Source organism: Aliiroseovarius sp. PTFE2010, assembly GCF_049943335.1.
GTDB lineage: Bacteria > Pseudomonadota > Alphaproteobacteria > Rhodobacterales > Rhodobacteraceae > JBNFVY01.
The window spans coordinates 1-26,299 of record NZ_JBNFVY010000012.1; the positions used below are offsets into that span (position 1 = coordinate 1).

At 62.9% G+C, this 26,299-nt stretch carries 30 protein-coding genes and 2 riboswitches; of the genes, 17 read left to right on the plus strand and 13 right to left on the minus strand.

What is annotated here, in order from left to right:
- The 3 genes from ACP2AV_RS13495 to cobJ form a co-directional block, all read left to right on the plus strand.
- A partial coding sequence (locus tag ACP2AV_RS13495) for a precorrin-8X methylmutase (protein WP_426373289.1) occupies nt 1–440 on the plus strand: 440 nt, incomplete at its 5' end.
- Nucleotides 437–1,180: a precorrin-2 C(20)-methyltransferase gene (gene cobI, locus ACP2AV_RS13500; protein ID WP_426373290.1), complete on the plus strand. Its 744-nt coding sequence runs from the start codon at nt 437–439 to the stop codon at nt 1,178–1,180. The genes ACP2AV_RS13495 and cobI, both read left to right, overlap by 4 nt.
- On the plus strand, nt 1,177–1,929 hold the full coding sequence (gene cobJ, locus ACP2AV_RS13505) for a precorrin-3B C(17)-methyltransferase (protein WP_426373291.1): 753 nt from the start codon (nt 1,177–1,179) through the stop codon (nt 1,927–1,929). Before cobI ends, cobJ begins: the two co-directional genes overlap by 4 nt.
- Here the strand turns inward: cobJ and ACP2AV_RS13510 are convergent.
- On the minus strand, nt 1,902–2,657 hold the full coding sequence (locus tag ACP2AV_RS13510; protein ID WP_426373292.1) for a cobalt-precorrin-6A reductase: 756 nt from the start codon (nt 2,655–2,657) through the stop codon (nt 1,902–1,904). The two genes, cobJ and ACP2AV_RS13510, sit on opposite strands and share 28 nt — an antisense overlap.
- Between ACP2AV_RS13510 and cbiE the strand changes: the two genes are divergently transcribed.
- The 7 genes from cbiE to cobF all read left to right on the plus strand — a co-directional run bounded on the left by cbiE (nt 2,656) and on the right by cobF (nt 8,859).
- Entirely contained in the window at nt 2,656–3,852 is a 1,197-nt protein-coding gene (cbiE, locus tag ACP2AV_RS13515) for a precorrin-6y C5,15-methyltransferase (decarboxylating) subunit CbiE (protein ID WP_426373293.1), read from the plus strand. The genes ACP2AV_RS13510 and cbiE overlap by 2 nt on opposite strands.
- The gene (locus ACP2AV_RS13520; protein WP_426373294.1) at nt 3,834–4,220 is read left to right on the plus strand and encodes a cobalamin biosynthesis protein; all 387 of its coding nucleotides are present in this window, start codon (nt 3,834–3,836) and stop codon (nt 4,218–4,220) included. The genes cbiE and ACP2AV_RS13520 overlap by 19 nt, the downstream gene beginning before the upstream one ends.
- A complete protein-coding gene (cobM, locus tag ACP2AV_RS13525; protein WP_426373295.1) occupies nt 4,217–5,062 on the plus strand; it encodes a precorrin-4 C(11)-methyltransferase in 846 nt (281 codons plus the stop codon). The genes ACP2AV_RS13520 and cobM overlap by 4 nt, the downstream gene beginning before the upstream one ends.
- A gap of 6 nt (nt 5,063–5,068) precedes the next feature.
- Entirely contained in the window at nt 5,069–6,379 is a 1,311-nt protein-coding gene (locus ACP2AV_RS13530) for a cobyrinate a,c-diamide synthase (RefSeq protein ID WP_426373296.1), read from the plus strand.
- Nucleotides 6,376–7,095, plus strand: coding sequence for a uroporphyrinogen-III C-methyltransferase (cobA, locus tag ACP2AV_RS13535; protein WP_426373297.1), 720 nt, complete (start codon nt 6,376–6,378; stop codon nt 7,093–7,095). Before ACP2AV_RS13530 ends, cobA begins: the two co-directional genes overlap by 4 nt.
- Before the next feature lie 35 nt (nt 7,096–7,130).
- Nucleotides 7,131–7,312: riboswitch (cobalamin riboswitch) on the plus strand.
- Between the two features lie 58 nt (nt 7,313–7,370).
- Nucleotides 7,371–8,048, plus strand: a complete 678-nt coding sequence (locus tag ACP2AV_RS13540) for an energy-coupling factor ABC transporter permease (RefSeq protein ID WP_426373298.1) — start codon at nt 7,371–7,373, stop codon at nt 8,046–8,048.
- A gap of 64 nt (nt 8,049–8,112) precedes the next feature.
- Nucleotides 8,113–8,859, plus strand: a complete 747-nt coding sequence (gene cobF, locus ACP2AV_RS13545; RefSeq protein WP_426373300.1) for a precorrin-6A synthase (deacetylating) — start codon at nt 8,113–8,115, stop codon at nt 8,857–8,859.
- Nucleotides 8,860–9,059: 200 nt separating this feature from the next.
- On the opposite strand, the gene ACP2AV_RS13550 is transcribed toward cobF, so the two are convergent.
- The 11 genes from ACP2AV_RS13550 to ACP2AV_RS13600 form a co-directional block, all read right to left on the minus strand.
- Nucleotides 9,060–9,791, minus strand: coding sequence for an ABC transporter permease (locus ACP2AV_RS13550; RefSeq protein WP_426373301.1), 732 nt, complete (start codon nt 9,789–9,791; stop codon nt 9,060–9,062).
- Nucleotides 9,788–10,513 carry an ABC transporter ATP-binding protein gene (locus ACP2AV_RS13555; RefSeq protein WP_426373303.1) on the minus strand — a complete coding sequence of 242 codons (726 nt, stop codon included), beginning with the start codon at nt 10,511–10,513 and terminating at the stop codon, nt 9,788–9,790. The genes ACP2AV_RS13550 and ACP2AV_RS13555 overlap by 4 nt, the downstream gene beginning before the upstream one ends.
- Nucleotides 10,510–11,196, minus strand: a complete 687-nt coding sequence (gene tenA, locus ACP2AV_RS13560) for a thiaminase II (protein WP_426373304.1) — start codon at nt 11,194–11,196, stop codon at nt 10,510–10,512. Before tenA ends, ACP2AV_RS13555 begins: the two co-directional genes overlap by 4 nt.
- The gene (locus ACP2AV_RS13565) at nt 11,193–12,131 is read right to left on the minus strand and encodes an ABC transporter substrate-binding protein (protein ID WP_426373306.1); all 939 of its coding nucleotides are present in this window, start codon (nt 12,129–12,131) and stop codon (nt 11,193–11,195) included. Before ACP2AV_RS13565 ends, tenA begins: the two co-directional genes overlap by 4 nt.
- Entirely contained in the window at nt 12,128–12,946 is an 819-nt protein-coding gene (thiD, locus tag ACP2AV_RS13570; RefSeq protein ID WP_426373307.1) for a bifunctional hydroxymethylpyrimidine kinase/phosphomethylpyrimidine kinase, read from the minus strand. Before thiD ends, ACP2AV_RS13565 begins: the two co-directional genes overlap by 4 nt.
- Complete coding sequence (gene thiE / locus ACP2AV_RS13575; RefSeq protein ID WP_426373308.1) at nt 12,946–13,587, minus strand: thiamine phosphate synthase; 642 nt, start codon at nt 13,585–13,587, stop codon at nt 12,946–12,948. Before thiE ends, thiD begins: the two co-directional genes overlap by 1 nt.
- Complete coding sequence (thiM, locus tag ACP2AV_RS13580; protein WP_426373309.1) at nt 13,584–14,360, minus strand: hydroxyethylthiazole kinase; 777 nt, start codon at nt 14,358–14,360, stop codon at nt 13,584–13,586. Before thiM ends, thiE begins: the two co-directional genes overlap by 4 nt.
- A gap of 43 nt (nt 14,361–14,403) precedes the next feature.
- Nucleotides 14,404–14,492: riboswitch (TPP riboswitch) on the minus strand.
- A 374-nt stretch (nt 14,493–14,866) separates the two neighbouring features.
- Nucleotides 14,867–16,249, minus strand: coding sequence for a 30S ribosomal protein S12 methylthiotransferase RimO (gene rimO / locus ACP2AV_RS13585; protein WP_426373310.1), 1,383 nt, complete (start codon nt 16,247–16,249; stop codon nt 14,867–14,869).
- Between the two features lie 366 nt (nt 16,250–16,615).
- Nucleotides 16,616–17,320 (minus strand): DsbA family protein, encoded by a 705-nt coding sequence (locus ACP2AV_RS13590; RefSeq protein WP_426373311.1) that lies wholly within the window; start codon nt 17,318–17,320, stop codon nt 16,616–16,618.
- Entirely contained in the window at nt 17,317–18,078 is a 762-nt protein-coding gene (locus tag ACP2AV_RS13595) for an ABC transporter permease (RefSeq protein ID WP_426373312.1), read from the minus strand. Before ACP2AV_RS13595 ends, ACP2AV_RS13590 begins: the two co-directional genes overlap by 4 nt.
- On the minus strand, nt 18,075–19,004 hold the full coding sequence (locus ACP2AV_RS13600; RefSeq protein ID WP_426373313.1) for an ABC transporter ATP-binding protein: 930 nt from the start codon (nt 19,002–19,004) through the stop codon (nt 18,075–18,077). Before ACP2AV_RS13600 ends, ACP2AV_RS13595 begins: the two co-directional genes overlap by 4 nt.
- Nucleotides 19,005–19,171: 167 nt before the next feature.
- Between ACP2AV_RS13600 and ACP2AV_RS13605 the strand changes: the two genes are divergently transcribed.
- Nucleotides 19,172–19,912: a hypothetical protein gene (locus ACP2AV_RS13605; protein WP_426373314.1), complete on the plus strand. Its 741-nt coding sequence runs from the start codon at nt 19,172–19,174 to the stop codon at nt 19,910–19,912.
- Here the strand turns inward: ACP2AV_RS13605 and ACP2AV_RS13610 are convergent.
- Nucleotides 19,909–20,484, minus strand: coding sequence for a GcrA family cell cycle regulator (locus ACP2AV_RS13610; RefSeq protein ID WP_426373315.1), 576 nt, complete (start codon nt 20,482–20,484; stop codon nt 19,909–19,911). The two genes, ACP2AV_RS13605 and ACP2AV_RS13610, sit on opposite strands and share 4 nt — an antisense overlap.
- A gap of 134 nt (nt 20,485–20,618) precedes the next feature.
- On the opposite strand from ACP2AV_RS13610, the gene ACP2AV_RS13615 reads away from it, so the two are divergent.
- From ACP2AV_RS13615 to ACP2AV_RS13640, 6 genes are all read left to right on the plus strand, one after another.
- Nucleotides 20,619–21,425 carry an ABC transporter permease gene (locus tag ACP2AV_RS13615; protein WP_426373316.1) on the plus strand — a complete coding sequence of 269 codons (807 nt, stop codon included), beginning with the start codon at nt 20,619–20,621 and terminating at the stop codon, nt 21,423–21,425.
- Nucleotide 21,426: 1 nt separating this feature from the next.
- Nucleotides 21,427–22,101, plus strand: a complete 675-nt coding sequence (locus tag ACP2AV_RS13620; RefSeq protein ID WP_426373317.1) for an HAD family hydrolase — start codon at nt 21,427–21,429, stop codon at nt 22,099–22,101.
- A 3-nt stretch (nt 22,102–22,104) separates the two neighbouring features.
- The gene (locus ACP2AV_RS13625; protein WP_426373318.1) at nt 22,105–23,061 is read left to right on the plus strand and encodes a sugar-binding transcriptional regulator; all 957 of its coding nucleotides are present in this window, start codon (nt 22,105–22,107) and stop codon (nt 23,059–23,061) included.
- Nucleotides 23,062–23,163: 102 nt separating this feature from the next.
- Nucleotides 23,164–24,468: an ABC transporter substrate-binding protein gene (locus tag ACP2AV_RS13630; RefSeq protein ID WP_426373319.1), complete on the plus strand. Its 1,305-nt coding sequence runs from the start codon at nt 23,164–23,166 to the stop codon at nt 24,466–24,468.
- Nucleotides 24,469–24,587: 119 nt separating this feature from the next.
- Nucleotides 24,588–25,454, plus strand: coding sequence for a carbohydrate ABC transporter permease (locus ACP2AV_RS13635; protein ID WP_426373320.1), 867 nt, complete (start codon nt 24,588–24,590; stop codon nt 25,452–25,454).
- Nucleotides 25,455–25,466: 12 nt separating this feature from the next.
- Complete coding sequence (locus ACP2AV_RS13640; protein ID WP_426373321.1) at nt 25,467–26,297, plus strand: carbohydrate ABC transporter permease; 831 nt, start codon at nt 25,467–25,469, stop codon at nt 26,295–26,297.
- Nucleotides 26,298–26,299: the final 2 nt, after the last annotated feature.

The window sequence follows — 26,299 nt, forward strand, 5'->3', positions numbered from 1 at the left end:
GGGCCGCGCTGGAATCCGGAGCGGCGATTTTCTGCGATGCGCGGATGGTGTCCGAAGGCGTCACGCGCGCGCGCCTGCCGGCAAACAATGATGTGATCTGCACCCTACATGCCGATGGAATTCACGATCTGGCGCGGGACATGGGCAATACCCGATCGGCCGCGGCACTGGAATTGTGGCGCCCCAGGCTTGAGGGCGCGCTGGTGGCCATCGGAAACGCACCCACGGCGCTGTTTCACCTTCTCAACATGCTCGAAGACCCGGACTGTCCGCGCCCGGCGGCGATCATTGGTTGCCCGGTGGGCTTTGTCGGCGCGCGCGAAAGCAAGGCCGCGCTTTGGGCGGACCAGCCGGTGCCGTGCTGCATTGTCGAAGGGCGTCTTGGCGGCAGCGCCATCACCGTGGCCGCAATCAATGCCATCGCGAGCCGCAAGGAATGAGCGGTCCCGACAAAACACAAGGCACGGTCTGGGGCGTCGGACTGGGGCCGGGGAACCCTGACCTGATGTCGGTCAAGGCGGACCGGCTGCTACGTCAGGCATCGCATGTCGCCTATTTCCGCAAGGCGGGCCGGACCGGTCACGCACGGCGCATTCTTGGTGGCATTCTTCGCCCGGATGTCACCGAAATTGCCATGGAATACCCGGTGACGACCGAAATCCCGCTCAGCGATCCACGCTACAACCAGATCTTGTCCGCCTTTTACGAAGACAGCGCGGCGCGCCTGCGCGCCCTGTCCGAAGGCGGCCAGGATGTGGTTGTCGTCAGCGAAGGCGATCCGTTCTTCTATGGCTCGTTCATGCATCTCTATACCAGGTTGAAAGACACCTGCCCGGTTGAGGTCGTGCCCGCGATCACCGGCATGAGCGCCGCCTGGACGGCGACCGGCATGCCGATCACCTGGGGCGACGATGTGCTCAGCGTGCTGATGGGCACATCCCCCGAAGACGCGCTGGTCGACCATATCACACGCTCTGATGCGCTTGTGATCATGAAAATCGGCCGCAATATCGAAAAAATCCGCAATGCGCTGCGCCGCGCCGGCCGCTATGACGCGGCCTGGCTGGTTGAATATGCCGCGATGGCCGAACAGACCGTGCAAAAACTTTCCGAGGCGGGCGACAAGGTCACACCCTATTTCTCGATCATCGTGGTACATGGCAACGGGAGGCGCCCGTGACAGGGTCGCTGGTGATCGCCGGGCTTGGCCCTGGCGCCGGGTCTCTGGTGACGCCCGAGGTCACCGATGCCCTGGCGCAGGCCACCGATGTGGTGGGCTATATTCCCTATGTGGCCCGCGTTGCCGCGCGGCCCGGACTGACGCTTCACCCGTCCGACAACCGGGTCGAAATCGACCGGTCCCGGCACGCGCTGGAACTGGCCAGCGCAGGGCGCCATGTTGTGGTCGTCTCGTCGGGTGATCCGGGGGTGTTTGCCATGGCATCCGCCGTTTTCGAAGCGCTTGAGGCCGGACCTGCCGCCTGGCGCGATCTGGATATCCGTGTGCTGCCCGGCATCACCGCGATGCTGGCGGCCGCCGCTCGTGCCGGGGCGCCGCTGGGCCATGATTTCTGCGCCATCAACCTTTCCGACAATCTCAAGCCGTGGTCGCTGATTGAAAAACGGCTGCGCCTTGCGGCAGAAGCGGATTTCGCAATGGCCTTTTACAATCCGCGCTCGAAATCCCGCCCCGAGGGGTTCACCAAGACCTTGCAGATCCTGCAAGAAAGCTGCGGCGATGCGCGACCAGTCATCTTTGCGCGTGCCGTATCGACACCCGACGAAACGATCCGCGTGGTGCCGCTGACCGAATGTACGCCCGATATGGCCAACATGCGCACCGTGGTCTTGGTCGGCTCGTCGACCACGCGGATCATCGCGCGCGCCGGTGCGCCGTTTGTCTATACCCCCAGATCGGTCGACACATGACCCAGCCAGCGCAACACTTCGGCGATGGAATGTGCTTCGGCGCGTTTCGCGATGGCGGGTCGGTCGATCATCAGGACTGGCAAGCCCAGCTCGCGCGCGGCAAGGATCTTGGCCTGCGCACCGGTGCCGCCCGCATTTTTGGACACCACCAGATCAATGCGATGCTCGCTCAGAAGCGCCCGGTCGCCCGCCAGCGTAAAAGGCCCGCGATCCACGATCACCTCGGCCCGGGGAAAACCCAGGGGGGTCGCCGGCGGGTCCACCAGCCGAAGCAGGTAGGCGTGTTGTGGATTGGCGGCAAAGTCCTGCAGATGCATGCGCCCTACAGCCAGCATGACGCGTTGCGCGGGGCGGTCGAGCGCGGCCACCGCGCCGGCGATATCGGGAACATGGGTCCAACGATCCCCGGGCCCCGCCTGCCAGGGTGCGCGGGTCAGTGCGATCAGCGGGGTTTTGGTGCGCGCGCAGGCGTCGATGGCGTTGCAGCTCATTTGCGCGGCAAAGGGATGGGTGGCATCGATCACATGGGTGACGGCATTGTCGCGCAGATAGCGCGCCAGCCCACCGGGGCCGCCAAATCCGCCCAGGCGCATCGGCAGGCCTTGCGGTGCGGGGTGTTTCACGCGTCCGGCCATGGAAACTGTGCCAGCCAGGCCCGCTTCCGCCACCGCCTTGCACAGGTGGCGGCCCTCTGTTGTGCCGCCAAGGATCAGGAGGTTTGGGCGCATGTCTGACACTCCGTGGCTGACCGTGATCGGACTGGGCGAAGATGGACCAGACGGGCTGTGCAGCGCAAGCCGAGAAGCACTGGCGCAGGCCAGCTGCATCATGGGCGCCGAGCGACACCTGTCGCTGCTGCCAGACAGCGCGGCCCAGCGGATCGTCTGGCCGGTGCCCTTTGCAAGCGGGGTCGAGCAGCTGATGGCCCGGCGCGGTCAGCCGACAGTGGTTCTGGCGTCGGGCGATCCGTTCTGGTTCGGGGCCGGCACGACACTGGCCAGGCGCCTGGACCGCGCGGAATGGCGGGCCTTTCCGGGGCGTTCGATCTTTTCTCTGGCGGCCGCGAAATTGGGCTGGCCGCTGGAACACACGCTGTGCCTTGGCCTGCATGGCGCACCCTTGGCCCGGCTGCGCCCGCATCTTGCGCCGGGGCGCCGGATCATCGCCACACTGCGCGACGGCGAAGCGGTGGCGGGGGTCGCACAATACCTTTGCCGCTGCGGTTTTGGCGCATCCCGGTGCACGGTGCTAGAGGCGCTCGGCGGTCCACGGGAACGGGTGACGGAGGCCCCCGCACAGGATCTGGCGACCCAGCGGTTTGCCCATCCGGTCTGCGTCGCTATTGAGGTAGCGGGCGCTGGCCAAGCTCTGCCGCTGAGCGCGGGGCGCGCAGATGACTGGTTCGACAGTGACGGCCAGATCACCAAGCAACCGGTGCGCGCGCTGACGCTTTCGGCGCTGGCGCCGCGCCCGTTCGAGCATCTGTGGGACATCGGCGGGGGCTCTGGTTCAATCGCGATCGAATGGCTTCTGGCCGACCCGACGCTGACCGCCACAACAGTCGAACTTCGCGCCGACCGGGCCGCGCAGATCCGCGCCAATGCGGCCCGGCTGGGCGTAGACCGGCTGAACGTCGTCGAAGGCCGGGCGCCCGGTGCCCTATCTGGACTGGACGCGCCCGATGTCGTCTTTGTCGGCGGCGGGCTGTCGCGCGAACTTCTGGCGCATCTTGAAACCTTGCCCGCGGGTACGCGAATTGTGATCAACGCCGTGACGCTGGAAAGCGAGGCGCTTTTGACGCAAGCGCAGGCCAGACTGGGCGGAGCGTTGATGCGCATAGAAATTTCCAGCGTCGCCCCCATCGGCCCCAAGCGTGGTTGGCGCGCGGCCTATCCCATCACCCAATGGAGCCACAGGCTATGATCGTGGCGGGGTTTGGGTTTTCCACCCGTGCCGGGGATGACAGCCTGCGCGACGCATTGCGCAAGGCCTGCAAGGCCGCCGGAATTGCGGCCCCCCACGCACTGGCCACCGCGCAGGACAAGGCCCCGGCTCTGGCCCGGTTTGCCCACACGCTTGGCTTGCCCGTGCATCCGATCCCGCAAGAAGCGCTGAGCGCGCAGATCACGCACACGCAATCCGCGCGGGTCGTGGCAGAGCGTGCCACCGGCTCGGTCGCCGAAGCCGCCGCCCTTGCCGCAGCCGGACCAGGCGCGCGGCTCTTGATCCCCCGCATGCACGCGCAAGACCGCCTTGCCAGTTGTGCCCTCGCCGAAGGAGCCCCCTCATGACCGTACATTTCATTGGCGCCGGACCGGGCGCGCCGGATCTGCTGACCCTGCGCGGGCGCGATATCATCGCAAGCTGCCGCGTCTGTCTATATGCCGGTTCGCTGGTGCCGCAGGCCATTTTGGAACATTGCCCGGATGGCGCGCATATCGTGAACACCGCGTCGATGGATCTGGATCAGATCATCGCTGAAATCCTGCGCGCGCACGCGGGCGGGCAAGATGTGGCGCGGCTGCATTCCGGCGATCTGTCGGTCTGGTCGGCCATGGGCGAGCAGATGCGCCGGCTGCGCGCCGAAGGCATTCCCGTTTCGGTCACGCCCGGCGTGCCTGCCTTTGCCGCCGCCGCGGCGGCGTTGGGGGCAGAGCTGACGCTGCCGGGACTGGCGCAATCGGTGGTGCTGACGCGCACCTCGGGCCGCGCTTCGACCATGCCCGAGGGCGAAACTCTGACCAATTTCGCGGCCACGGGCGCAACGCTGGCCATTCACCTGTCGATCCAGAACATCGCCGCGGTGGTCGCAGATCTGACGCCCGCCTACGGGCCAGATTGTCCGGTCGCCGTGGTTTACCGCGCCAGTTGGCCGGATGAAACGATCTTGCGCGGCACTTTGGCGGATATCCAGGACAAGCTGACCGCCAATATTCAGCGCACTGCCCTGATTCTTGTCGGACCCGCGCTGGCGGGCGAAGGGTTTGACGAAAGCTGCCTCTACGCGGTCGACTATGACCGCCGCTATCGGCCGCAAAGTGCGGACAGCCCCTGGGCCACTTGGACCGACGACACAGACACCCAGGAAACAGACGCCCAGAAAACAGACACCGAGGAAACAGATAATGGGTGATGCGCCATGAAGGGCCTGATGATTTCCGCGCCGTCCTCGGGTACTGGCAAGACAACCGTGATGCTGGGGTTGCTGCGCGCGCTCAGCGAAGACGGCGTGGCAGTGCAGCCGTTCAAATCCGGCCCCGATTACATCGACCCGGCTTTTCACCATATCGCCTGTGGACGCCCGAGCTTCAATCTTGATGACTGGGCCATGGGCCCGGCGCTGTGGCAGGCGATTTCTGCGCAGGCGCGCGGGGCCGATCTGTGCGTTGCTGAAGGGTCGATGGGCTTGTTCGACAGTGTTGCCACGCGCGGCCAGCAGGGGTTCGGCAGCAGCGCCGAGACAGCCCAGGCCATGGGCTGGCCCGTCGTTCTGGTGATCGATGTGGGGGGGCAGGCGCAGTCTGCCGCCGCCACCGCCTTGGGTTTCAAGACCTACAACCCCGATCTGCCCTTTGCGGGGGTGATCTTCAACCGCGTTGCCTCGCCCCGGCATGAGCGGCTGGCGCGGCTGGGAATGGAGCGCGCGGGGCTGCCGGTGCTGGGGGTTTTGCCGCGGCGTGGCGATCTGACCCTGCCCGAACGGCATCTGGGGCTGATACAGGCCGTCGAGCACCCTGACCTCGATGCGGCGATCGCGGGCTATGCCAATTTTCTGCGCGAACATGTCGATATGGCCGCCCTTCGCGCGGCAGCTGATGGACAGCCCTTGCCGACCGACCCGCCCGCGCTACCGCGCCCCCCCGCGCAGCGCATCGCCATTGCCCGCGATGCGGCGTTTTCCTTTACCTATCCGCATCTGCTGGAAGGCTGGCAGGCAGGGGGGGCCGAGATTTTGCCCTTTTCACCGCTGGCCGATGAGGCGCCGCACCCGGATGCCGATATCGTCTGGTTGCCCGGTGGGTACCCGGAATTGCACGCGGGCAAACTTGCTGCGGCCGCAACGTTCCGCGACGGTCTGCGCCGCCATGCCGAAACGCGCCCTGTGCATGGGGAATGCGGCGGCTACATGGCCCTGGGTGAGGCGCTGATCGACAAATCGGGTGCGCGCCACCGGATGGCCGGACTGCTGGGTCTTGTCACCAGTTACGAAAAACGGAAATTCCACCTGGGCTATCGGCGCGCGGTGCTGCGCTCGAACATGCCGGGGTTTGCCCCGGGCACTGCCCTGCGCGGGCATGAATTTCATTATTCGAGCATCCTTGAACAACCCGACCCGCCGATGGCAGAGGTGCGCGACGCCGATGGCAATCTGGTGCCCGAGACAGGCTCGCATCGGGGGCATGTTTCGGGGACGTTCTTTCATCTCATTACGCAAGAGGAAGACGCATGACCGGCTTCGTCAGCTTCGTGGGGTCCGGGCCAGGCGATCCCGAGCTTTTGACAATCAAGGCCGTGGACCGGCTGCAGCGGGCGGATGCGGTGCTGTTCGATGACTTGTCCTCGGGCCCGATTCTGGACAAGGTGCGCAGTGGCGCCGATCTGGTGGGGGTCGGCAAGCGCGCCGGGCGACAATCGCCCAAGCAAAACCACGTCAGCCGCTTGCTTGTGGATTATGCAAAGCTTGACCAGCGCGTGGTGCGGTTGAAATCCGGCGACAGCGGCATTTTCGGGCGACTCGAGGAAGAGATCCTTGCCCTGAAAGAGGCCGGCATCCCCTACGAGATCATTCCGGGCATCCCGTCGGCCTGTGCCGCGGCAGCCGCAGCAGGCATTCCGTTGACCCGGCGGCTGACGGCGCGCCGGGTGCAGTTTGTCACCGGCCATGACGTGACTGGCGATCTGCCAGAAGACATGAACCTTGCCGCGCTGGCCGATCCGTCCGCGTCGACGGTGGTGTTCATGGGCAAGCGCACCTTCCCGAAACTTGCGGCCATTTTGATCGACGCAGGGCTGCCCGCCAGCACCCCTGCGCTGTTGGCCGAAGCGGTCGGCAAGCAAGCCCAACATATCGAACGTCACACGGTCCAATCGCTGGCTGACCAGTTAGCACGGGAAATAGGCGATAACCCCGCGCTCATCCTCTATGGGCCGTTATCGGAGCCATAGATGTCGCTTCCATACTTGTTCACAAAGCGATCACCTGTAATACTAAACCATACGGCGACACGTCACGTGTCATAATAGGGAACCGGGTGAAAATCCCGGACTGCCCCCGCAACTGTGAGCGGCGAGCTTGAAGGAAAACCACTGGCCGACAAGGCTGGGAAGGCCGGAAGCGCAACGACCCGCGAGTCAGGAGACCTGCCGTAACAACCACTAATTGCCGTGCAAACGGTACATCCTGCTGCCGGAGGGGCAGCCACAGAAACGAGGGATACCCCATGCATATCGAACCCGGCGTCGTTGATGGCGCAAAGATGGCTTTCGCTTACGCGACCGCAACCGGCGCAGTCGCCTATTCAGCGAAACTGGCAATGGATGATCTGCGCGCCCATCCGGCCGGATCATTCGCCGCACGCACCCTCATGGCCACGGTCGGCACGTTCGTGTTCTTTCAGATCCTGCCGCATTTTCCGGTCGGCGTGTCCGAAGTTCACTTCATCCTGGGCACAACCCTGTTCCTGGTGTTGGGCGCTGCGCCGGCGGCGTTCGGGCTTGCGCTGGGGCTTTTGGTTCAGGGGATGTTCTTCGCCCCGTCCGATCTGCCCATGTATTTCGTCAACGTGACGACATTGTTGGTCCCACTGCTTGGCATTACGGCACTGGCACGGCGGATCATCCCGGCCCGCACGGCCTATGTTGATCTGGACTATGCCAGCGTGCTGAAACTGTCCGCGATGTACCAGGGCGGTGTGGTTGCCTGGGTCGCCTTCTGGGCCTTTTACGGTCAAGGCGTTACCGCTGAAACCTTCCAGTCTGTCTGGACATTCGGCGCAGCCTACATGCTGGTGGTTCTGGTCGAACCGGTTGCCGATCTTGCCGTCCTGGCCGGTGCCAAAGCCCTGCGCGGGCTGGAACAGTCGGGCGCGGTTCACAAGCGCCTGTACAACGCGGCCTGAACCCACGATTTTCATTGCCCGGGTCGATACTGCGACCCGGGCTTTTTTATGCCCGGATGCCTGAATGATGAACACGGCCCGCAAAATCTGGCTGATCGGCGTTGGTACCGGAAACCCTGCGCATGTGACGATTGAAGGCATGCGCGCGCTGCGCGATGCGGCGCTCATCCTGGTGCCGCACAAGGGGCAGGGCAAAGACGACCTGGCCGAAATCCGCTACCGCATCATCGCGGCCTCGGGGTCACAGGCCAAAATCGTTCATTTCGAATACCCAAAGCGTGATCCAGGCCTGCCCTATCAGGAACGGGTCGCAAGCTGGCACGATGAAATCGCCCGCCGCTGGCAAGCCGCGATCGCAGCGGCCCAAACCGATGGCCCGATTGCGCTGCTTGTCTGGGGGGACCCGTCGCTTTATGACAGCACGCTGCGGATCGCTGCGCGGCTACAGCCCAAGCCTGCGGTGCAGGTCGTGCCCGGCATTACCGCGATTCAGGCCCTGACGGCCGCCCATGCCATCCCGCTAAACGTGGTGAACGGGTCGGTGCATATCACAACCGGGCGCCGTCTTCGCGCAGACGGCATCCCCCAAGGGGAAGATACGGTGGTGGTAATGCTGGACGGGCAATGTTCGTTCCAGTCGCTTGACCCCGAAGGGGTGCACATCTGGTGGGGGGCCTATCTTGGCTCTGACAAGCAGCGATTGATCGAAGGACCGCTGGGCGAGGTTGGCAACGATATCGTCCAGACCCGCGCCGCGGCGCGCGAAAAACACGGCTGGATCATGGACATCTATCTGCTGCGCATAGGCTGAGCCCAGATTTCCCCCATGCCAGACCGGCGCGCTGGGTCCGCCACCCGACCGTCAATGAATTGGCGCAGATTTTCGCACATGCGTTGAAAAGCGCCTGCGCGGGTCTGGCGGCCACGCTGCCCGTTTTCGAACCACGCCCCCAGACCTCTGGGTAGTCCAGTTTTTGGATCCCATTGCAGGCGCAAGCGCGGTGGCGGTGTTCACTCCCACCGTAGTCGCGCGGCCGCTTTGTTTACCACAAAATACAGGGCTATCGTCATGACGGCCAGTGTGATCAGGCTGGCAAACATCAGATCGGTCTTGGCGCGGCCGTTCGCAAGCAGCATCAGATAGCCCAGCCCCTTCGATGCGCCCACCCATTCACCGATCACTGCCCCGACCGGGGCGTAAACAGCGGCCAGTTTCAATCCTGTTCCCAGCGATGGAAGTGCATGGGGTATCCGGATCCGCCGCATGATCTGCCATTGCGTGCCGTTCATCGTCTGCGCCAAATCGGCAATATCGCGCGGCACGCGGACAAGCCCGTCGTAAAAGGCGCTGGTCACCGGAAAGTAGATGATCAGAACCGCCATTATCACCTTGGATGACATGCCATACCCGAACCACAAGGTCAGAATGGGGGCCAAGGCAAAGACGGGCACGGCTTGTGTGAAAACCAACAGCGGCATCACCAACCGGTGCAGGCGCTGTGAGCTGGCCAACTGGATGGCTGTCGCAACGCCCAGCAGGGTTGCCAGTACAAGGCCCAACATGACTTCGGTCGCGGTGACCAATGCATGTTCGCCAATCAGTACGCGGTTTTCCCACCCGGCTTGGGCCACGCGCCAGGGGGACGGCAGAATGAAATGCGGGGCCCCCGTGATCCAGACCATCCCTTGCCAGAGCATTAGTGCGAAAACGATGGCGCCCAGACCGTAGCGAAGTTGGCTCATGCCAGCCCCCTCAGCTGCGCCAAGAGTGCCGCCTGGCATGCGATTGTGTCGGGGGCGTATTGATCGCGCACGGGGTCGGTATCCGGCAGATGCCGGGGCGCGGCGCCGTCGCGCGTCAACACCACGATCTGATGGCCCAGCCGTACCGCTTCGGCCGGATCATGGGTCACTATCACAACGGTTTTTCCTGCAAGCAACTGCGCCGACAAATCCTGCATGTCCGCGCGCGTGCTGGCATCGAGTGCTGAAAACGGCTCGTCCAGCAGCGCTATGGGACAGTCTTCCATCAGGGTGCGGGCCAGCGCCGCGCGTTGGCGCATCCCGCCCGACAAGGCGGCAGGTTTGTGGGAATGATACCGGGCCAGGCCAACGCGCCCGAGCAGGTCTTTGGCGCGGTCCATGTCGGGGCTGGCGCCGCGCAGGCGCGCGCCAAGCACCACGTTTTCAAGGACGGACAACCATGGCAGCAGCAAATCGGATTGCGCCATAAAGGCGATCCGTCCGACCAGCGAGTCGTGGTCTGACGCGGTAACATGGCCTGTAAAGACCCCCGCGCATTCCAGCCCTGCGATCCGTCGCAAAAGCGTCGATTTTCCAACCCCGGATCGCCCCAGGATGCAGGTGCATTTTCCAGCGGGCAGTTTCAGGTCAATTGAAGAAAACAGCGGCCTGCCGGCGATGCTATGGCTGCCGCAGACATGGATTGCGGGCGCATCGCTCACGCCGCCCGCAGCCCCATGTCCCAGAACGCCGCCTCGAGCTGCGTCGCTGTGGTGAACCTGCGCTGAAGCTGCGCCCACCGGGGCGAGGCGGCGGGATCATTGCCCAACCGCCGCGCCACCGCCTGATCGATCATCCGGCCGACATTGGCCATTACCGATTGGTAATCCTGCGCCGCATAGGTCTCAATCCACGCCTGATAGGGCGTCGCGGGCGCGCAGGTACGCGCCAGACGCAGGCCAATTTCGCCATAGCCAAAACAACAGGGCGCCAGCGCAGCCATCAGGTCAAGAAAATCCCCCTGCAGGCCCGCGTCCAGAACATAGCGCGTGTAGGCCAGGTTTTCGGGCGCTTCGGATGCCGCGAAAAGCGTGGCTTCGTCGATCCCTTCGCCGGCACAGGTTTCGACGTGCAACGCCATTTCATGATTGACCAGCGCGTCGACGGTGCTGGCGCAGGTCTTCATCTCGTCCAGTGTTTCCGCTTTGACCACGGCGAATGACCATGCCCGCGCAAAATGCACAAGGAACACGTAATCCTGGATCAGATAGTGAACGAATGCCGCGCGCGGCAAACTGCCGTCACCCAGCCCGGTGACAAAAGCATGATGCGTATAGGCCTGCCATTCTTGGGGGCAACATGCGCGCCAGCGCGCAAAGGTCTTGCCATAGGGTTGATCGGTCATTGCGCTGTCACATCAATGGCGATTTTCGAAACAGGGTTTATCGCGGGTATCAGGCGCGCGTCGGACAAGAACGCTTCAAACGCCGCATAGCGTCCGGCGTCCATCGCCGTCGGGCGCAGGGCAAAACGGGGCAGCGTGTCGGCCCACGCGCGTTTGTTCAGCTCATCTTGAAGCTCGGGCGCTGTGCTTGAAAAAATCTGCCACGAGGTTTGCGGGTGGTTGATGATGTACTGCGTGGCCTTTTCGGTGGCGGCCAAGAACCGGCGGATCATATCGATATCCATCGTGTTCGGATTGGCGACATAAATCAGTTCGTCATAGGGCGGCAGGCCTTCTTCCTCGACGTAGAAACACCGGCCCGGCGCGCCTTGGATGGCCATTTGGTTCAGTTCAAAATTTCGAAATGCGCCGATAACCGCGTCTACCTGCCCGGACATCAGGGACGGTGACAGCGACCAGTTCACGTTGATCAATTCCACATCGTCCAGCGTCAGCCCGTGGGTGTTGAGCATATGACCCAACACCGCTTCTTCCACACCGCCAACGGAAAAGCCCACCTTGGCCCCTTTCAGGTCCGCAGGCGTGTCAATCGGCCCATCAGCCAGTGTCAGCAAACAGTTCAACGGTGTGGCGACCAACGTTCCGACACGCTGCAATGGCAACCCTTCGTGGATCTGCAGATGCAGCTGCGGCTGGTACGAAATTGCCAGATCCGCGCGACCTGCCGCGACAAGTTTGGGCGGATCAGACGGATCGGCCGGGGCGATCACGTCGACGTCCAGATCTGCATCGGCGAAATACCCGTTCTCCTGTGCGATGATTATTGGCCCGTGGTCAGGATTCACAAACCAATCCAGCAAGAGCGTCATTTGATCGCGTGCACAAAGCGGGGCCGCGCAAAGGGAAAAAGCTGCGGCGAGCAAAACGGATTTCATGACTGGTTTTCCTTTTGGGACTGATAGAGCGCTGCGAAATGATGGATTGGGCCGTGACCCGACCCGACCTGCAACTGATGGGCTTGGGCAATCGCGGCGCTTACATAGGATTTGGCCGCGCCAACTGCCGATGGAATATCACCCGTGCGCGCCAACTGCGCCGCCAGCGCCGAGGACAAGGTGCAGCCTGTCCCATGCGTATTGCGCGTGGGCGTGCGGGGGCTTTCAAACCACGTGACCGTGTCAGCGGACACCAGACAATCGGGGCTGTCATTCCCGCGCAGATGTCCGCCTTTCAACAACACCGCCCTTGGGCCAAGCGCACACAGCGCGCGCGCTTGGGCCTGCATGTCGGCGCGGGTGGTGGCGATGTCGACGCCAAGCAGATGGGCAGCTTCTGGCAGGTTCGGGGTCAGAACCGTCGCCATCGGCAAAAGCGTATCGCGCAGCACGTCAACGGCATCGGGTTGCAACAGGACCGCGCCGCCTTTGGCGATCATGACCGGGTCAAGGATGATGGGGGCATTGCGCCCGGACAAAGCCTTGGCCGTGGCCTGCGCGATCTCGGCGTTTGCAATCATCCCGACCTTGATCGCATCCACTTGTATGTCGTCAAAAACGGCCCTGATCTGGCTTTGAACAAAGGCAGGCGGTACCAGATGAATGCCGCTTACTCCTTGGGTGTTTTGCGCGGTCAACGCCGTCACAGCCGCCATGGCATAGGCGCCATTGGCACAGATGGCTTTCAAGTCGGCTTGAATGCCGGCGCCGCCCGACGGGTCCGACCCCGCGATGCTGAGAACATTGGCGATCATCACTGCTCCTTGCCTGTAAAACGTTGTGCCGCGGCTTTGGGATCAGGTTGCCCGCATATGGCCGAAACCACGGCCTGACCGTCCACCCCGCTGGCCAGGACCTGCGCTTGATGGATCGCCTTTAGCCCGCCGATCGCGACGGTGGGCAAAGCGGTCAGTTGCGCAAGGCGCGCCAACCCGTCAAACCCGATGGGGGCTTTGTGATCTGTCTTGGTCGCGGTTCCAAACACCGGGCCCAGCCCCAGATAGTCGACCAGACCCGGGTCTGCGGCTTGCACGGTCTGTTGGGTTTCGCACGACAAGCCCAGGAATTTATCCGGCCCCAGCAATGCGCGCGCTTTGGCAGGCGCCATGTCCCCTTGGCCGATATGGGCGCCATCGACATCCGCCGCGATTGCCGCATCCAGGTCATCGTTGACGACCAGGGGAACGCCTGTTCCGCTCAGCGCGTCTTTCAACGCGATGGCCATTTGCACCCGATCCCGTGTCGCCGCGTCCTTGGCGCGCAATTGCACCATAGTGACGCCCCCGGCCACGGCCCGGCGCACTGTTTCGACCAACCCGTCGTCGCGGCAGAGCTGCGTGTCGGTCACCAAATACAGCCGCAACTGTTGGCGCAACTTTTGGCGCAGATCGGTCATGATTGGATGACGCCGGCCAAATCACCGGGCTGCGTTGTGCTGATTGCATCCAGAAAATGCATCTGGAAACTGCCCGGTCCATTGGCGTGTTGTGCCGCCCTGGACCCGGCAACCTTGAAATGCGCAGCCGTGGAAACGGCGGCCTCAAACGCGGGGCCGCAGGCGGCGTAGGCGCCCATCAACGCTGTTTGCGAACACCCTAGGGCCGTCACCATAGGCATGATATCCGAGCCACCGGTCACCGTGGCCGACCGGGCCCCGTCGGTGACAAAATCTACCGGGCCGGTCACGACGACAACGGATCCATGCGTCTGGGCGATGGACCGCGCCGCGTTCTGTGCGTCGCTTACGCTGTCGCCGCTGTCAGCGCCTTTGCCGGCGCCTGCTTCACCGGCCAGGGTCATGATTTCAGACGCATTGCCGCGCAGGATGGTCGGGCGCAACGCAAGCAGAGTCTGTGCAACGTCCTTCCGGTAGCCCGATATGAAATGCGCGACGGGGTCCAGAACCCAGGGAATTTGGTTGTCATTGGCAGTGCGGGCGGCGGCCAGAATGCTGGCGGCCCAAGGCGCCGACAGCGTGCCGATATTGACCGTAAGCGCGCCGCAGATGGGGGTGAAATCCTCGATCTCGTCGACGGCATGCACCATCGCCGGCGATGCGCCAGCCGCAAGCACCACATTTGCCGCGATATTCATGGCGACGTAGTTCGTGATGCATTGGACCAACGGGCTGTCGTTGCGCAATGTGCCAAGCAGGTCTGCAGGGGCCATTGTGTCTCCTTTTCAAACGGAAAAGGGGACAACGCGTGCAGAAAATCACAACGTAGCACCTCCCTCCGCCAGCATTATCTGGTTCAGGTTCAAAGGGTACGTCTCAGCCTTTCGGCGCCCCTGGTGGGGCTTTGATAGATTGATTGGCAAGGCGGGTCAAACGGCCAAATCTGCGCGATGCAAAAACCGCGCGCGGCACTGATGATCCAAGGGCGGCGTTGCCTTGCCCGGCACCACCAGCGTCGATCAGCTCGCCCATCGGCCAATTTTTCGGCCAGCCCAGGGGGCGGCCCCGAAGGCATTGTTCATAGGAATAACGCGGCTGAGGCTTTGATCCACCGGCCCTGCCTCTGGCCAGCCATGGCCGGTGTTGACGGCGCGCCACACGGCATCGCCAACCGGCCCCGTATCAAGGCCCGTTGCGCCGCATTTCGCACAGGACAGCGGGCTGAACAGACCTCAGAGCGCGACAGGCGCGCGCGGTTGAGCGCACCGCAATGTCGCTGTTATGTCGCTCGGACCATGCGCCCCCACAGGTCGTATTCCCCTGCTTCGTCAACCTCGACAGTCACGATATCGCCGACCGACAGCCCACTGGTGGCGTCGTCGATGAACAGGTTGCCGTCAATTTCGGGGGCGTCGGACTTGGTGCGGCAGGTGGCGATGCCGTCGCCGTCGATATCGTCGACGATGACATCCATCTGCTGGCCGACCTTTGCAGCCAGTTTCGCTTCTGAAATCGCCTGCGCTTTTTCCATGAACCGGTTCCAGCGGTCTTGCTTGACGTCATCAGGCACGTGATCGGGCAGCGCGTTCGACCGCGCTCCGGCGACGTTTTCGTATTGAAAACAACCGACACGGTCCAATTGCGCCTTGTCCATCCAGTCCAGCAGGTACTGGAATTCATCGTCGGTTTCGCCGGGGTAGCCGACGATGAAGGTCGAACGCAGGGTGATATCGGGACAGGCGGCGCGCCATGCGGCGATTTCGTCCAGCGTGCGGGCGCTGGCAGCCGGGCGCGCCATGCGTTTCAGCACATCCGGGTGCGCATGCTGAAAGGGGATGTCCAGATAGGGCAGCACCAGACCATCGGCCATCAACGGGATCAACTGGCGCACATGTGGGTAGGGGTAGACGTAATGCAGGCGTACCCAGGCCCCCAGGCTGCCCAGATCGCGCGCCAGATCGGTGATATGGGCGCGATGTCCGCGATCTTCGGCGTGTTTGATATCCACGCCGTAGGCGCTGGTGTCCTGGCTGATCACCAGCAATTCGCGCACGCCGCTGTCCACCAGCTTTTCCGCCTCGCGCAGGACGGCAAAGGCGGGGCGGCTGGCCAGGCGGCCGCGCATGTCGGGGATGATGCAGAACTTGCACTTGTGGTTACAGCCTTCGGATATTTTCAGATAGCTGTAGTGGCGCGGGGTCAGGCTGACGCCGCTGGCGGGCAGAAGATCGATATAGGGGTCGGGATCTGGCGGCACGGCGCCATGTACGGCGTCCAGCACCTGTTCGTACTGGTGCGGGCCGGTGACGGCCAGAACCGACGGGTGCGCGCCGGTGATGAATTCGGGTTCTGCCCCAAGGCAGCCGGTCACGATCACCTTGCCGTTTTCGGATAGCGCTTCGCCGATCGCATCCAGGCTTTCGGCCTTGGCGCTGTCCAGAAACCCGCAGGTATTCACGATCACCGCGTCGGCGCCCGCGTAGTCCGGGCTGATCGCATAACCTTCTGCGCGCAAGCGCGTCAGGATGCGTTCGCTGTCGACCAGCGCCTTGGGACAGCCCAGGCTGACCATGCCGATCCGGGGTTGGCCGGGGCGGGGGGCATCGTTGAAGCGGGCCTTGGGGGCGAGGTCGGGGCGAAGCTCGGGCGGGTTCTGGCTCATGTGCGGGCATATAGGGCAGGGCGCGGGCCAAGGAAAGCGTGACCTGACGCGCGCCACGGCCCTGCGCCGGCCTTGCGCCGGGCCATCAACCCCATCCTTGGCGGGTCCGCGTCGCGGCGTTTCCGGGCGCATCGGCTTTTCTGTTCGGGCCAACCACGGCGATGCGCGGCGCACGGTCAGTGGTCGCGGCTATGGGCGCGTCGCCCGCGGTGCCAAAGCACTGGCCGGGCCGACAGGGCGCGCCCGGATCAAGATTTCCGCCCGTTCGCGCCAACAGGCACCGGCAGACAGGGCAAGCAGGCAGGGCAAGGCGCGCCATACAAGATCGGTTTGCGCGCGGCGGAAAGGGTGTGGGCGTGATCGGCGTCAGCAGGGGCGTTGCGCCGCCGCCTCGTGCGCGACAAGGGTGTCCAGCGTATTGGCGTCGATTTCGCCCACCACAAGTGTGCGCCCCACAACCAATGCGGGTGTGCCGGGCAGGGCAAAGCGTCTGGCCAGCGCGGCCGAATTTTCCAGCGCGGCGTCGGTTTGGGGGCTGGTCATGGCGGCGATCAACTGGTCCGGATCGATCCCGATCCCCTCGGCCAGCGCGCGCAGATACCCCGCGTTGGCCACGACCACGCTGCGTGACAACCGGGCATACATTGCATCGCCAACCCCCAGCGATTCCGCGGCCACCGCCGCGCGCGCCGCGGTAAGCGAGCTGGACCCAAGACCGCTCAGCCAATGCCGGCGCAGCGTGATCCCGTCGGTTTGGGCCAGAATTCGCGACAATTCACGGCAATAGGGGCAATTGTAGTCAAGGAAATAGGCCACGGGCACGCCGGTGTCCGCAGGGGGAAACAGCGCCTGGCAAAAATCGCCCTGTACTTCGGGCACGGCTGTCGCGGGATCCAGCCCGGCAAAGATCGCGCTGCCGGGTGAGGTCGCCGCCCTGGGAACGGCGCGAAAGCCGGGCGGGTCGTCCAGTTCGACCATGTCGGGAAGCCTGCCAGGCAACAGGTGCGGCGCCCCCTGTTGCAGCGCAATGACCAGCGCGACGGCGATGGCGACGACGTGCCACGATTTCATTCGCGCAACCTCCAGCCGGTTTTGAAGATCCACCAGATGATCCCAAGGCACAGCAGCAGGAACACTGCGACAGCCCCAAGCGACACCCCGACCGGCACGTCCGCAACGCCAAAGAACGACCAGCGGAACCCCGAGATCAGGTAGAGTACGGGGTTCAGACGCGTGACCGCCTCCCAAAAGGGCGGCAGCATCGATGCCGAATAGAACGCGCCGCCCAGAAATACCAGCGGGGTGATGATCAACAGGGGCACAAGCTGAAGCTGTTCGAAATTCTTGGCCCAGATCCCGATGATAAAGCCCAACAGCGCAAAGCTGATTGCCGTCAGGATCAGGAAAGCCACCATTGCAAACGGGTGCGCAATGGTCAGATCGACGAAGAAATTGGCGGTGATCAGAATGATGACGGCAATCATGATCGCCTTGGTCGCCGCCGCGCCCACATAGCCCATCAGCACTTCGATAAAGGAAATCGGCGCAGACAAAAGTTCGTACACCGTGCCGACGAACTTTGGAAAATAGATCCCGAAGCTGGCGTTCGATACTGATTGCTGAAGCAAGGTCAGCATGATCAGGCCGGGCACGATGAACGCGCCGTACGCGATGCCCTCAACCTCTTGGATCCGCCCGCCGATGGCCGACCCGAACACCACGAAATAGAGCACAGTGGACAGAACCGGTGACAGGACCGATTGCGCCAATGTGCGAAAGGTGCGAGACATTTCATATAGATAGATCGCTTTGACGCCGCGCAGATTCATGCTGTTTCTCCGTCCACCAAGCGCAAGAAGACCTCTTCGAGCGAACTTTTTTCACTGTCCAGATCGCGCACCGAAATTCCCGCATCGGCCAGATCGGCAATCAGACGCGTGATCCCGGTGCGCTCTTGGTGAATGTCGTAATCATAGACCAACGTGCGCCCGCCATCTTCAAGCTGCAAAGCATAGCCTGACAGGATTTCCGGGATGGCGTCCAGTGGGGCGGTCAGTTCCATGCGCAGGTGCTTGCGGCCAAAGTCGGCCATCAGTTCCGACTTGTTCTTGACCAGCAGCAGCTTGCCCTTGTCCATCACGCCAATCCGGTCGGCCATTTCCTCGGCCTCTTCGATGTAATGGGTGGTCAGGATGATCGTGACGCCCTGGGCACGCAACTGGCGCACCAGATCCCACATTTCACGGCGCAGCGTTACGTCGACCCCGGCGGTCGGTTCGTCCAGAAACAGCACGCGCGGCTCGTGCGATAGCGCCTTGGCGATCAGCACACGGCGCTTCATGCCGCCTGACAATTCGCGGTTTTCGTTGTTGCGCTTGTCCCAGAGCGACAGGGCGCGCAGGATTTCTTCGATCTTGGCATCGTCCTTTCGCTTGCCAAACAGCCCGCGTGAAAAGCGCACGGTGCTTATCACCGTCTCGAATGTTTCGACGGCCACTTCCTGCGGCACCAGCCCGATCAAGCTGCGCGCCGCGCGATAGTCGGCCTGGATGTCGTGCCCGCCCACGGCGACGCTGCCGCTGGTCTGGTTGACCAAGCCGCAGATGATGGAAATCAAGGTGGTCTTGCCAGCCCCATTGGGCCCCAACAGGGCCAGGATTTCGCCGTCTTCGATGTCCAGGGACACGTCGTCCAGCGCCTTGGTGCCCGATGCATAGTTCTTGGACAGCGACTTGATGGATATGATTGGCGCCATGAGGGCCCTCCCTTGGTTGACGCAAAACTAGGGTGGCGCGGGCCGCGCGCCAACCCTTTACCACGGCACAGACTTGCTACATAACTGCGCAAAATTGTTTCTAAACTTGCAATTGCACGGCGAATCCAGAAAGTTGTCGGAAGGTTTGGGTAGAGAGTTCACCACGCATGTTATTGTCCCTTCGCTATTCTCGCGGCGAGTACGATGCCGTGTGGCACGATTTCCTTTTACGTTTGTCGCAAGAGCCGGGTTATGTGGATGACCCTGACTGCGCTGCCCTGACCTTTGCAATCCTGACGCGCATGCGGCGAAACGTGGATATGATCGCCGCGCAGTTGCGCGAGGCGGGGTATCGCTTTGCGGCTGACACGCCGCGCATGGCGACATTGGACAGGCACATGAATGCCCTGCGCAAAGCCAAGGCGCCGTTCACCGTCATTGCCTTTGCCGAAATTGTCGGGACCGTGGATTTCCGCGCCGCCAGCGGCGACGGCGTGGCAAGCGGGCTGGGCCGGTATGATCCGCTGGTGTTTGATCCGGGCTATTTCGCCGCCGATTACGCGAACAAGGATTGGCGCGCGGCGCAAGAGGCCGCAACCCCCGGCAAGCTTGCCATGGATTTTTCGCCCGACGCGTTTCACAAGGCCAATGTGTCCGGCGGGGAAAGCTACGCCATTGATCTGCCGTGCGAGCGCGCCGATCCGATCGTGCGCCCTTTGGGCATCGCGTTTCTGCCGCTGATGCGTCAATCCATCGCGCAGGGCGGGTTTTGGGGGATCAGCGCCCCGATCTGCGCGCAAACAGACGGGCAAACAGATTGGGACAACGCATCTGAAATAGCCGAAGGGCGCCGTCTGCCCGACAGCGCCCTTCTGAAAGATATCCGAGCGGCCTTGCAGCCGTTTTAGCGACGGCGGTCGCGACGCGAGGACATCGGCTGGAACGCCACGCCGACATGGGCCTCGCAATAGGGTTTGCCAGCCTGGGTCGCCAGCCCGCAGAACCAGAATTCGTCGGTGGCCGGATCGCCGATCGGCCATTTGCACGTCCGCTCGGTCAGTTCCATCAAGCTCAGTTTCTTGGCCTTTTTCTCGATCTCGCCCACCTTGGCCAGTGCCTCGGGGCTGATTTCATTGGCCGATGGCTGCGGGGGCAGGGGCTGGCCTGCCGGAATGATCTGGCGGCGCAGGTTGGTCGAACGGGGCGGTGGTGCGGCCGGTTCGGCGGCGGGCGGTTCGGCTTCGGGCTTTGCGGCGGGCTTGGCCTTGGCCTTGACGGCGGGCTTGGCCTTGGCCTCGGGCTTGGCCGGTTTGGCCGGGGCCGCACCAGCGCCCGAGCGGTTGGACAGGCCCAGCCGGTGCACCTTGCCGATCACCGCGTTGCGCGTCACGCCGCCCAGTTCCTTGGCGATCTGGCTGGCCGATTGTCCTTCGGCCCACATCTTCTTCAGCGTTTCTACACGCTCATCGGTCCAGGACATTGCGTCCTCCTTTGGAAAAAAGCGACCCACGCGGGCGCTTGCCTGCGGGGTCTCTTTGGCTCATTCGTGTTTGGCTCTATTGTAATGGGCCTGCTGCAGGATACAAGACACAGCACGCAAAGGAGTGGGCAGGCATGAGCAATACGACGACAGGAATGGGTGTTCGCCGGTTCGGGCGGGTCAATTGGCTGGGTCTGTGGACGCTGATCACGCGCGAGGTGCGCCGCTTCACGGCGGTCTGGACGCAGACCTTGCTGGCGCCTTTGGTGACCGCGGGCCTGTTTCTGGCGATTTTCGCGCTGGCCATCGGGCCCAGCCGGGGCATGGTGCAGGGCGTGCCGTTCGTGATGTTCCTGGCGCCGGGTATCCTGACGATGACCGTCATCCAGAACGCATTCACCAACACGTCGTCGTCGATCATGGTTTCAAAGGTGCAGGGCAATATCGTCGATACGCTGATGCCGCCCTTGTCGCCGCTGGAACTGGTCGTGGGCTATGCGGTGGGCGGGCTGGCGCGCGGGTTGACCGTGGCCATCGCGATCTGGCTGGGGCTGGCGCTGACGCTTGGCATGGGCCTGGCCCATCCGGGCTATGCGCTGGCGTTCCTTGCGCTGGGGTCGGTGTTCATGGGCGCACTGGGTATCGTCGCGGGCATCATTGCCCAAAAGTTCGACCAGATGGCCGCCATCACGAATTTCATCATCACGCCGCTCGCCTTTTTGTCGGGCACCTTCTATTCGGTCGCCGCGATGCCCGAGGCCTTGCAGATCATCACCCGCTTCAACCCGGTATTTTACCTGATCAACGGTGTGCGCCATGGGATGATCGGCACCTCGGATGCGGATCCTGACCTGGGGCTGTTGGTGCTGGGGGTGGTGACGCTGGCGGTTCTGGCGCTGTGCTGGCGCTGGTTCAAGACCGGCTATCGATTGAAGAGCTGACATGCCCGACTTTGATCTTGTGATTTTCGACTGCGACGGGGTTCTGATCGACAGCGAGGTGATCTCGGCCCGCATGTTGATCCAGGAATTGCGCAGCTACGCCGTTGCGGTCGATATCGCCTATGTCGCGCGCCATTTCCTGGGGCGCAGCTATTCTGCGGTTCTATCGCAGATCCGAACCGACTTCGGGGTGGATTTGCCGGACGGGTTCGAAGCCGACTATCGCGCGCGCCTGCTTGCCGCCTTTGCCCGTGACCTGCGGATCATGCCCGGCGTGGCGGCGGTGATCGATGCCCTGGCGGTTCCCTATTGCCTGGCCACATCCTCCAGCCCCGAACGTTTGGCGACATCGCTGCAGATCGTGGGGCTGACGCAAGCGTTCGCAGGCCGGTGCACCACGACAAGCGAGGTCGCCAACGGCAAACCCGCGCCTGACATCTTTTTGCACGCGGCCGGCAAAATGGGGGCCGATCCGGCGCGCTGCCTTGTCATCGAAGATTCGTTTTCCGGCATTGCCGCCGGGCTGGCCGCGGGCATGACGGTCTGGCGCTATGTCGGGGGCAGCCACCTGCACGGGCTTGACCTGCCGCCCGCCGCCGGGGCCCGCCCGCACAGGGAATTTGCATCCTACGGCGAATTCTTTCATTTATCACATGGGCTCGGTGGGAAGGGATAGGCAATGGCCGCTGGTGTTGGCGACGAAGATGATGTTCCTGCGCGCGACCTTGCGGTGCGGGCGGCTTGGATGTCGCTGGTCGGGGGGCTGACCCAGGACCAGATCGCACGCGAGCTTGGGATTTCGCGCCAGCGCGCGCAGCGGTTGTACGCCCGCGCCCAAAGCGAAGGGCTGGTGCGCGTGCGCATTGAACACCCGGTCGCGGAATGCCTGGAACTGGAACGGGCGCTGAAATCCCGCTTCCATCTGAGCCGCGCGCGCGTGTCGCCCAGTATCGGCCCCCAATCCGACGTGTTGCCCGGCCTGGCGGCCTTTGCCGCGCCCGCGCTGGAGCGGATTTTCCAGGCCGATGTGCCGTCCGTCGTCGCGCTTGGCACAGGGCGAACGCTGCGCATGGTGATCGACCGCATGCTCAGTCTGGACGGCAGCCAGCACAAGCTGGTTTCGTTGATCGGCAACGTCGCCCCAGACGGATCGGGATCGTTCTACGAGGTTATCTTCCGACTCGCCGAAAAGACGAATGCGCCCCATTATCCGATGTCCGCCCCTGTTTTTTCCACGTCGCTGGACGAGCGCGATCTTTATCGCAGCCTGCCCCATGTCAGCGCCACGATGGCGCTTGCCCGCTCGGCCGACCTGGCCATTGTCGGGATCGGGCAGATGGACGAAACCGCGCCCTTGTTGGTGGATCGGTTTATTTCGCACGACGATCTGCGCGAATTGATGGATGCCGGCGCAGTGGGCGAAATTTGCGGCCAAGTGTTTGATGGCCAAGGCAATCTCATCGATCATCCGGTGAATGACTGGTCCGTTGGCATCGTCGTTCCGGGCGGCCAGGTGCCGCTGCATTGCATCGCGGGCGGCCCCAGCAAGCTGGCCGCTTTGCGCGCCGCGCTGGCCGGAAACCTGCTGGATGCCCTGACCACGGACGAAACGACCGCGCGCGCGCTTTTGGGCTGATCTCTGCGACTGGGAAATTTCCATGTTGACAAGTCGCAGGCCCATGGATGAATATTTGCCCACGGGATGAACAAATGCTCATCCACACTTGGGAGGATACCTATGACCTATTCGTTCCGCGCCCTCATGGGGGCGTGCGCTTTTGGCGCTTTGGCCACCGGGGCCGTTGCCGAAACGCTGACCATCGCCACCGTGAACAACGGCGATATGATCCGCATGCAGGGGTACACCGACGATTTCACCGCCAAGACCGGGCACGAAGTCGAATGGGTGACACTGGAAGAGAACGTGCTGCGTCAGCGTGTGACCACCGACATTTCCACAAAGGGCGGCGCTTTTGACGTCATGACGATCGGCATGTACGAAACGCCGATCTGGAGCGCCAACGGCTGGCTGGTGCCGCTGGACGATCTGTCCGAAGACTATGACGCCGCAGACATCCTGCCCGCCATGGTTGGCGGGCTGAGCTATGAGGGCACACTTTATGCCGCGCCGTTCTATGGCGAAAGCTCGATGATCATGTATCGCAAAGACCTGATGGAAAAGGCGGGGCTGGAAATGCCCGATGCGCCCACCTGGGCCTTTGTGCGCGAAGCCGCTGCGGCGATGACCGACCGCGAAAACGAAATCAACGGTATCTGCCTGCGCGGCAAGGCCGGCTGGGGCGAAGGCGGCGCATTCATCACCGCGATGTCCAATTCGTTCGGTGCGCGCTGGTTCGACATGGACTGGAACGCGCAGTTCGACACCCAGCCCTGGAAAGACACGCTGGAATTCTACGTCGGCATGATGCAAGAATCCGGCCCTCCGGGCTATGCGACCAACGGGTTCAACGAAAACCTGTCGCTGTTCCAGCAGGGCAAGTGTGGCATGTGGATCGACGCGACCGTCGCGGCGTCTTTCGTGACCAACCCCGACGATTCCACCGTGGCTGACAGCGTCGGCTTTGCGCTGGCCCCCGACAACGGTCTGGGCAAACGTTCGAACTGGCTGTGGGCATGGGCATTGGCCATTCCGGCCGGGTCGCAAAAGGTGGACGCGGCCAAGCAGTTCGTCGAATGGGCAACGTCGAAGGACTATATCGCCATGGTCGCCGCCAAGGAAAGCTGGGCCAACGTGCCGCCGGGTGCGCGCACGTCGCTGTATGAAAACCCGAACTACAAAAGCGTGCCCTTTGCACAGATGACGCTGGATTCGATCCTGTCAGCCGATCCCAACAATTCGACCGTCGAACCGACGCCCTATGTTGGTGTCCAGTTCGCCGCGATCCCCGAGTTTGCGGGCATCGCCACCGAGGTCAGCCAGGAATTTTCGGCCGTCTATGCAGGTCAGCAAACCATCGAAGAAGCGTTGGAAAAGGCGCAGGACCTGACCAACGATGCAATGGAAGCCGCGGGCTACCGGTAACAGACGCTCCGGCGTCTGCCGGGGGGCAGACCTTCCGCTGCCCCCCGGCCTTTCACAAGACCCCGCGATCTTTCGATCATCATCCGAGGCGGTAGCCCCGCCAACGACGGAGGTACCCCATGGCGACCCAACATTCCCGCACCGCGGCCCGCATGATGATGGCCCCAGCCGTGATCCTGCTTTTGGGCTGGATGCTTGTGCCCTTGTCGATGACGCTGCTGTTTTCGTTCAAGAGATACCTGCCCTTGCGCGGCGGCGATCTGGGCTGGGTCGGATTCGAAAACTACGTGCGCTTCATCAGTTCCAGCAGTTTCTGGCCCAGCGTGCAGACCACGCTGATGATCGTCGGGGGGGTGCTGGTGATCACCCTGGTACTTGGCGTGATCTTGGCGCTGCTGCTGGATCAGCCGATGTGGGGACAAGGCGTGGTTCGTATCCTTGTCATCGCCCCGTTCTTCGTGATGCCCACCGTATCGGCCCTGGTCTGGAAGAACATGTTCATGGATCCTGTGAACGGGCTTCTGGCGCATCTTTGGAAATTCTTTGGCGCAACGCCAGTGCAATGGCTCAGCCAGGAATCGCTGCAGTCGATCATCATGATCGTCAGCTGGCAATGGCTGCCCTTTGCCACGCTGATCTTGCTGACGGCGGTGCAGTCGCTGGACAGCGAACAGCTGGAAGCGGCCGAAATGGACGGCGCCCCGTTCATCAAGCGGTTCTGGTACATCATCCTGCCGCATCTGGCGCGCTCGATCACCATCGTGATCCTGATCCAGACGATCTTTCTTCTGTCGATCTTCGCCGAAATCTTCGTGACCACCGGGGGTGCCTTTGGCACCAAGACCCTGACCTACCTGATCTTCCAGCGCGTGCTGGAAAGCCAGAACGTGGGGCTGGGATCGGCTGGCGGTGTCTATGCAATCATTCTGGCCAACATCGTTGCCATCTTCCTGATGCGCATCGTCGGCAAGAACCTGGACGCGTAAGGAGCCCGAGCCATGGCACGTGCCGTCACGACCCAACGCAAGATGCTCAATACTGCGGTCGCCTGGGGGGTTGGTCTGCTGATCTTCTTTCCGATCCTGTGGACAATCCTGACCAGCTTCAAGACCGAAGCCCAGGCCATCGCCGATCCGCCCATCTTTCTGTTCTTTGACTGGACGCTGGAAAACTATTCGGTGGTGCAGGAACGTTCGAACTATATGAAATATCTGTGGAATTCGGTGATCATCGCGGGCGGATCGACCGTGCTGGGGGTGATCGTCGCGGTGCCGGCGGCCTGGTCGATGGCCTTTGTGCCATCGAAACGCACCAAGGACATCCTGCTGTGGATGCTGTCCACGAAAATGTTGCCCGCGGTGGGCGTGCTCTATCCGATCTACCTGATCTTCATCAAACTGGGCATCCTGGACAGCCGCATTGGCCTGACCCTGGTGCTGATGCTGATCAACCTGCCGATCATCGTGTGGATGCTCTACACCTACTTCAAGGAAATTCCGGGTGAAATTCTGGAAGCTGCCCGCATGGATGGGGCGTCGCTGCGCGAAGAAATCCTGTACGTCCTGACGCCGATGGCGGTGCCGGGAATTGCGTCGACCATCCTTCTGAACTTTATCCTGGCCTGGAACGAAGCCTTCTGGACGCTGAACCTGACCGCGGCAAATGCCGCGCCGCTGACGGCCTTTATCGCCAGCTATTCCAGCCCCGAAGGCCTGTTCTTTGCCAAGCTCAGCGCGGCCAGCACCATGGCCATTGCCCCGATCCTGATCCTTGGCTGGTTCAGCCAGAAACAACTTGTCCGCGGCCTGACCTTTGGCGCAGTGAAATAAGG

Bases quoted from the DNA above. Each gene is read 5' to 3' on its own strand.
- rimO (WP_426373310.1), bottom strand. From the start codon at position 16,249: ATGAGCCAGAACCCGCCCGAGCTTCGCCCCGACCTCGCCCCCAAGGCC.
- thiM (WP_426373309.1), bottom strand. From the start codon at position 14,360: ATGGCCCCTGCAGACCTGCTTGGCACATTGCGCAACGACAGCCCGTTG.
- ACP2AV_RS13630 (WP_426373319.1), top strand. From the start codon at position 23,164: ATGACCTATTCGTTCCGCGCCCTCATGGGGGCGTGCGCTTTTGGCGCT.
- cobI (WP_426373290.1), top strand. From the start codon at position 437: ATGAGCGGTCCCGACAAAACACAAGGCACGGTCTGGGGCGTCGGACTG.
- ACP2AV_RS13635 (WP_426373320.1), top strand. From the start codon at position 24,588: ATGGCGACCCAACATTCCCGCACCGCGGCCCGCATGATGATGGCCCCA.
- tenA (WP_426373304.1), bottom strand. From the start codon at position 11,196: ATGACCGATCAACCCTATGGCAAGACCTTTGCGCGCTGGCGCGCATGT.
- thiE (WP_426373308.1), bottom strand. From the start codon at position 13,587: ATGACCGATCTGCGCCAAAAGTTGCGCCAACAGTTGCGGCTGTATTTG.
- ACP2AV_RS13615 (WP_426373316.1), top strand. From the start codon at position 20,619: ATGAGCAATACGACGACAGGAATGGGTGTTCGCCGGTTCGGGCGGGTC.
- cobM (WP_426373295.1), top strand. From the start codon at position 4,217: ATGACCGTACATTTCATTGGCGCCGGACCGGGCGCGCCGGATCTGCTG.
- ACP2AV_RS13510 (WP_426373292.1), bottom strand. From the start codon at position 2,657: ATGCGCCCAAACCTCCTGATCCTTGGCGGCACAACAGAGGGCCGCCAC.
- thiD (WP_426373307.1), bottom strand. From the start codon at position 12,946: ATGATCGCCAATGTTCTCAGCATCGCGGGGTCGGACCCGTCGGGCGGC.
- ACP2AV_RS13595 (WP_426373312.1), bottom strand. From the start codon at position 18,078: ATGAATCTGCGCGGCGTCAAAGCGATCTATCTATATGAAATGTCTCGC.
- ACP2AV_RS13610 (WP_426373315.1), bottom strand. From the start codon at position 20,484: ATGTCCTGGACCGATGAGCGTGTAGAAACGCTGAAGAAGATGTGGGCC.
- ACP2AV_RS13520 (WP_426373294.1), top strand. From the start codon at position 3,834: ATGGAGCCACAGGCTATGATCGTGGCGGGGTTTGGGTTTTCCACCCGT.
- ACP2AV_RS13640 (WP_426373321.1), top strand. From the start codon at position 25,467: ATGGCACGTGCCGTCACGACCCAACGCAAGATGCTCAATACTGCGGTC.
- ACP2AV_RS13530 (WP_426373296.1), top strand. From the start codon at position 5,069: ATGAAGGGCCTGATGATTTCCGCGCCGTCCTCGGGTACTGGCAAGACA.
- ACP2AV_RS13620 (WP_426373317.1), top strand. From the start codon at position 21,427: ATGCCCGACTTTGATCTTGTGATTTTCGACTGCGACGGGGTTCTGATC.
- ACP2AV_RS13565 (WP_426373306.1), bottom strand. From the start codon at position 12,131: ATGAAATCCGTTTTGCTCGCCGCAGCTTTTTCCCTTTGCGCGGCCCCG.
- ACP2AV_RS13540 (WP_426373298.1), top strand. From the start codon at position 7,371: ATGCATATCGAACCCGGCGTCGTTGATGGCGCAAAGATGGCTTTCGCT.
- ACP2AV_RS13605 (WP_426373314.1), top strand. From the start codon at position 19,172: ATGTTATTGTCCCTTCGCTATTCTCGCGGCGAGTACGATGCCGTGTGG.
- ACP2AV_RS13590 (WP_426373311.1), bottom strand. From the start codon at position 17,320: ATGAAATCGTGGCACGTCGTCGCCATCGCCGTCGCGCTGGTCATTGCG.
- ACP2AV_RS13625 (WP_426373318.1), top strand. From the start codon at position 22,105: ATGGCCGCTGGTGTTGGCGACGAAGATGATGTTCCTGCGCGCGACCTT.
- ACP2AV_RS13600 (WP_426373313.1), bottom strand. From the start codon at position 19,004: ATGGCGCCAATCATATCCATCAAGTCGCTGTCCAAGAACTATGCATCG.
- cobF (WP_426373300.1), top strand. From the start codon at position 8,113: ATGATGAACACGGCCCGCAAAATCTGGCTGATCGGCGTTGGTACCGGA.
- cobA (WP_426373297.1), top strand. From the start codon at position 6,376: ATGACCGGCTTCGTCAGCTTCGTGGGGTCCGGGCCAGGCGATCCCGAG.
- cbiE (WP_426373293.1), top strand. From the start codon at position 2,656: ATGTCTGACACTCCGTGGCTGACCGTGATCGGACTGGGCGAAGATGGA.
- ACP2AV_RS13550 (WP_426373301.1), bottom strand. From the start codon at position 9,791: ATGAGCCAACTTCGCTACGGTCTGGGCGCCATCGTTTTCGCACTAATG.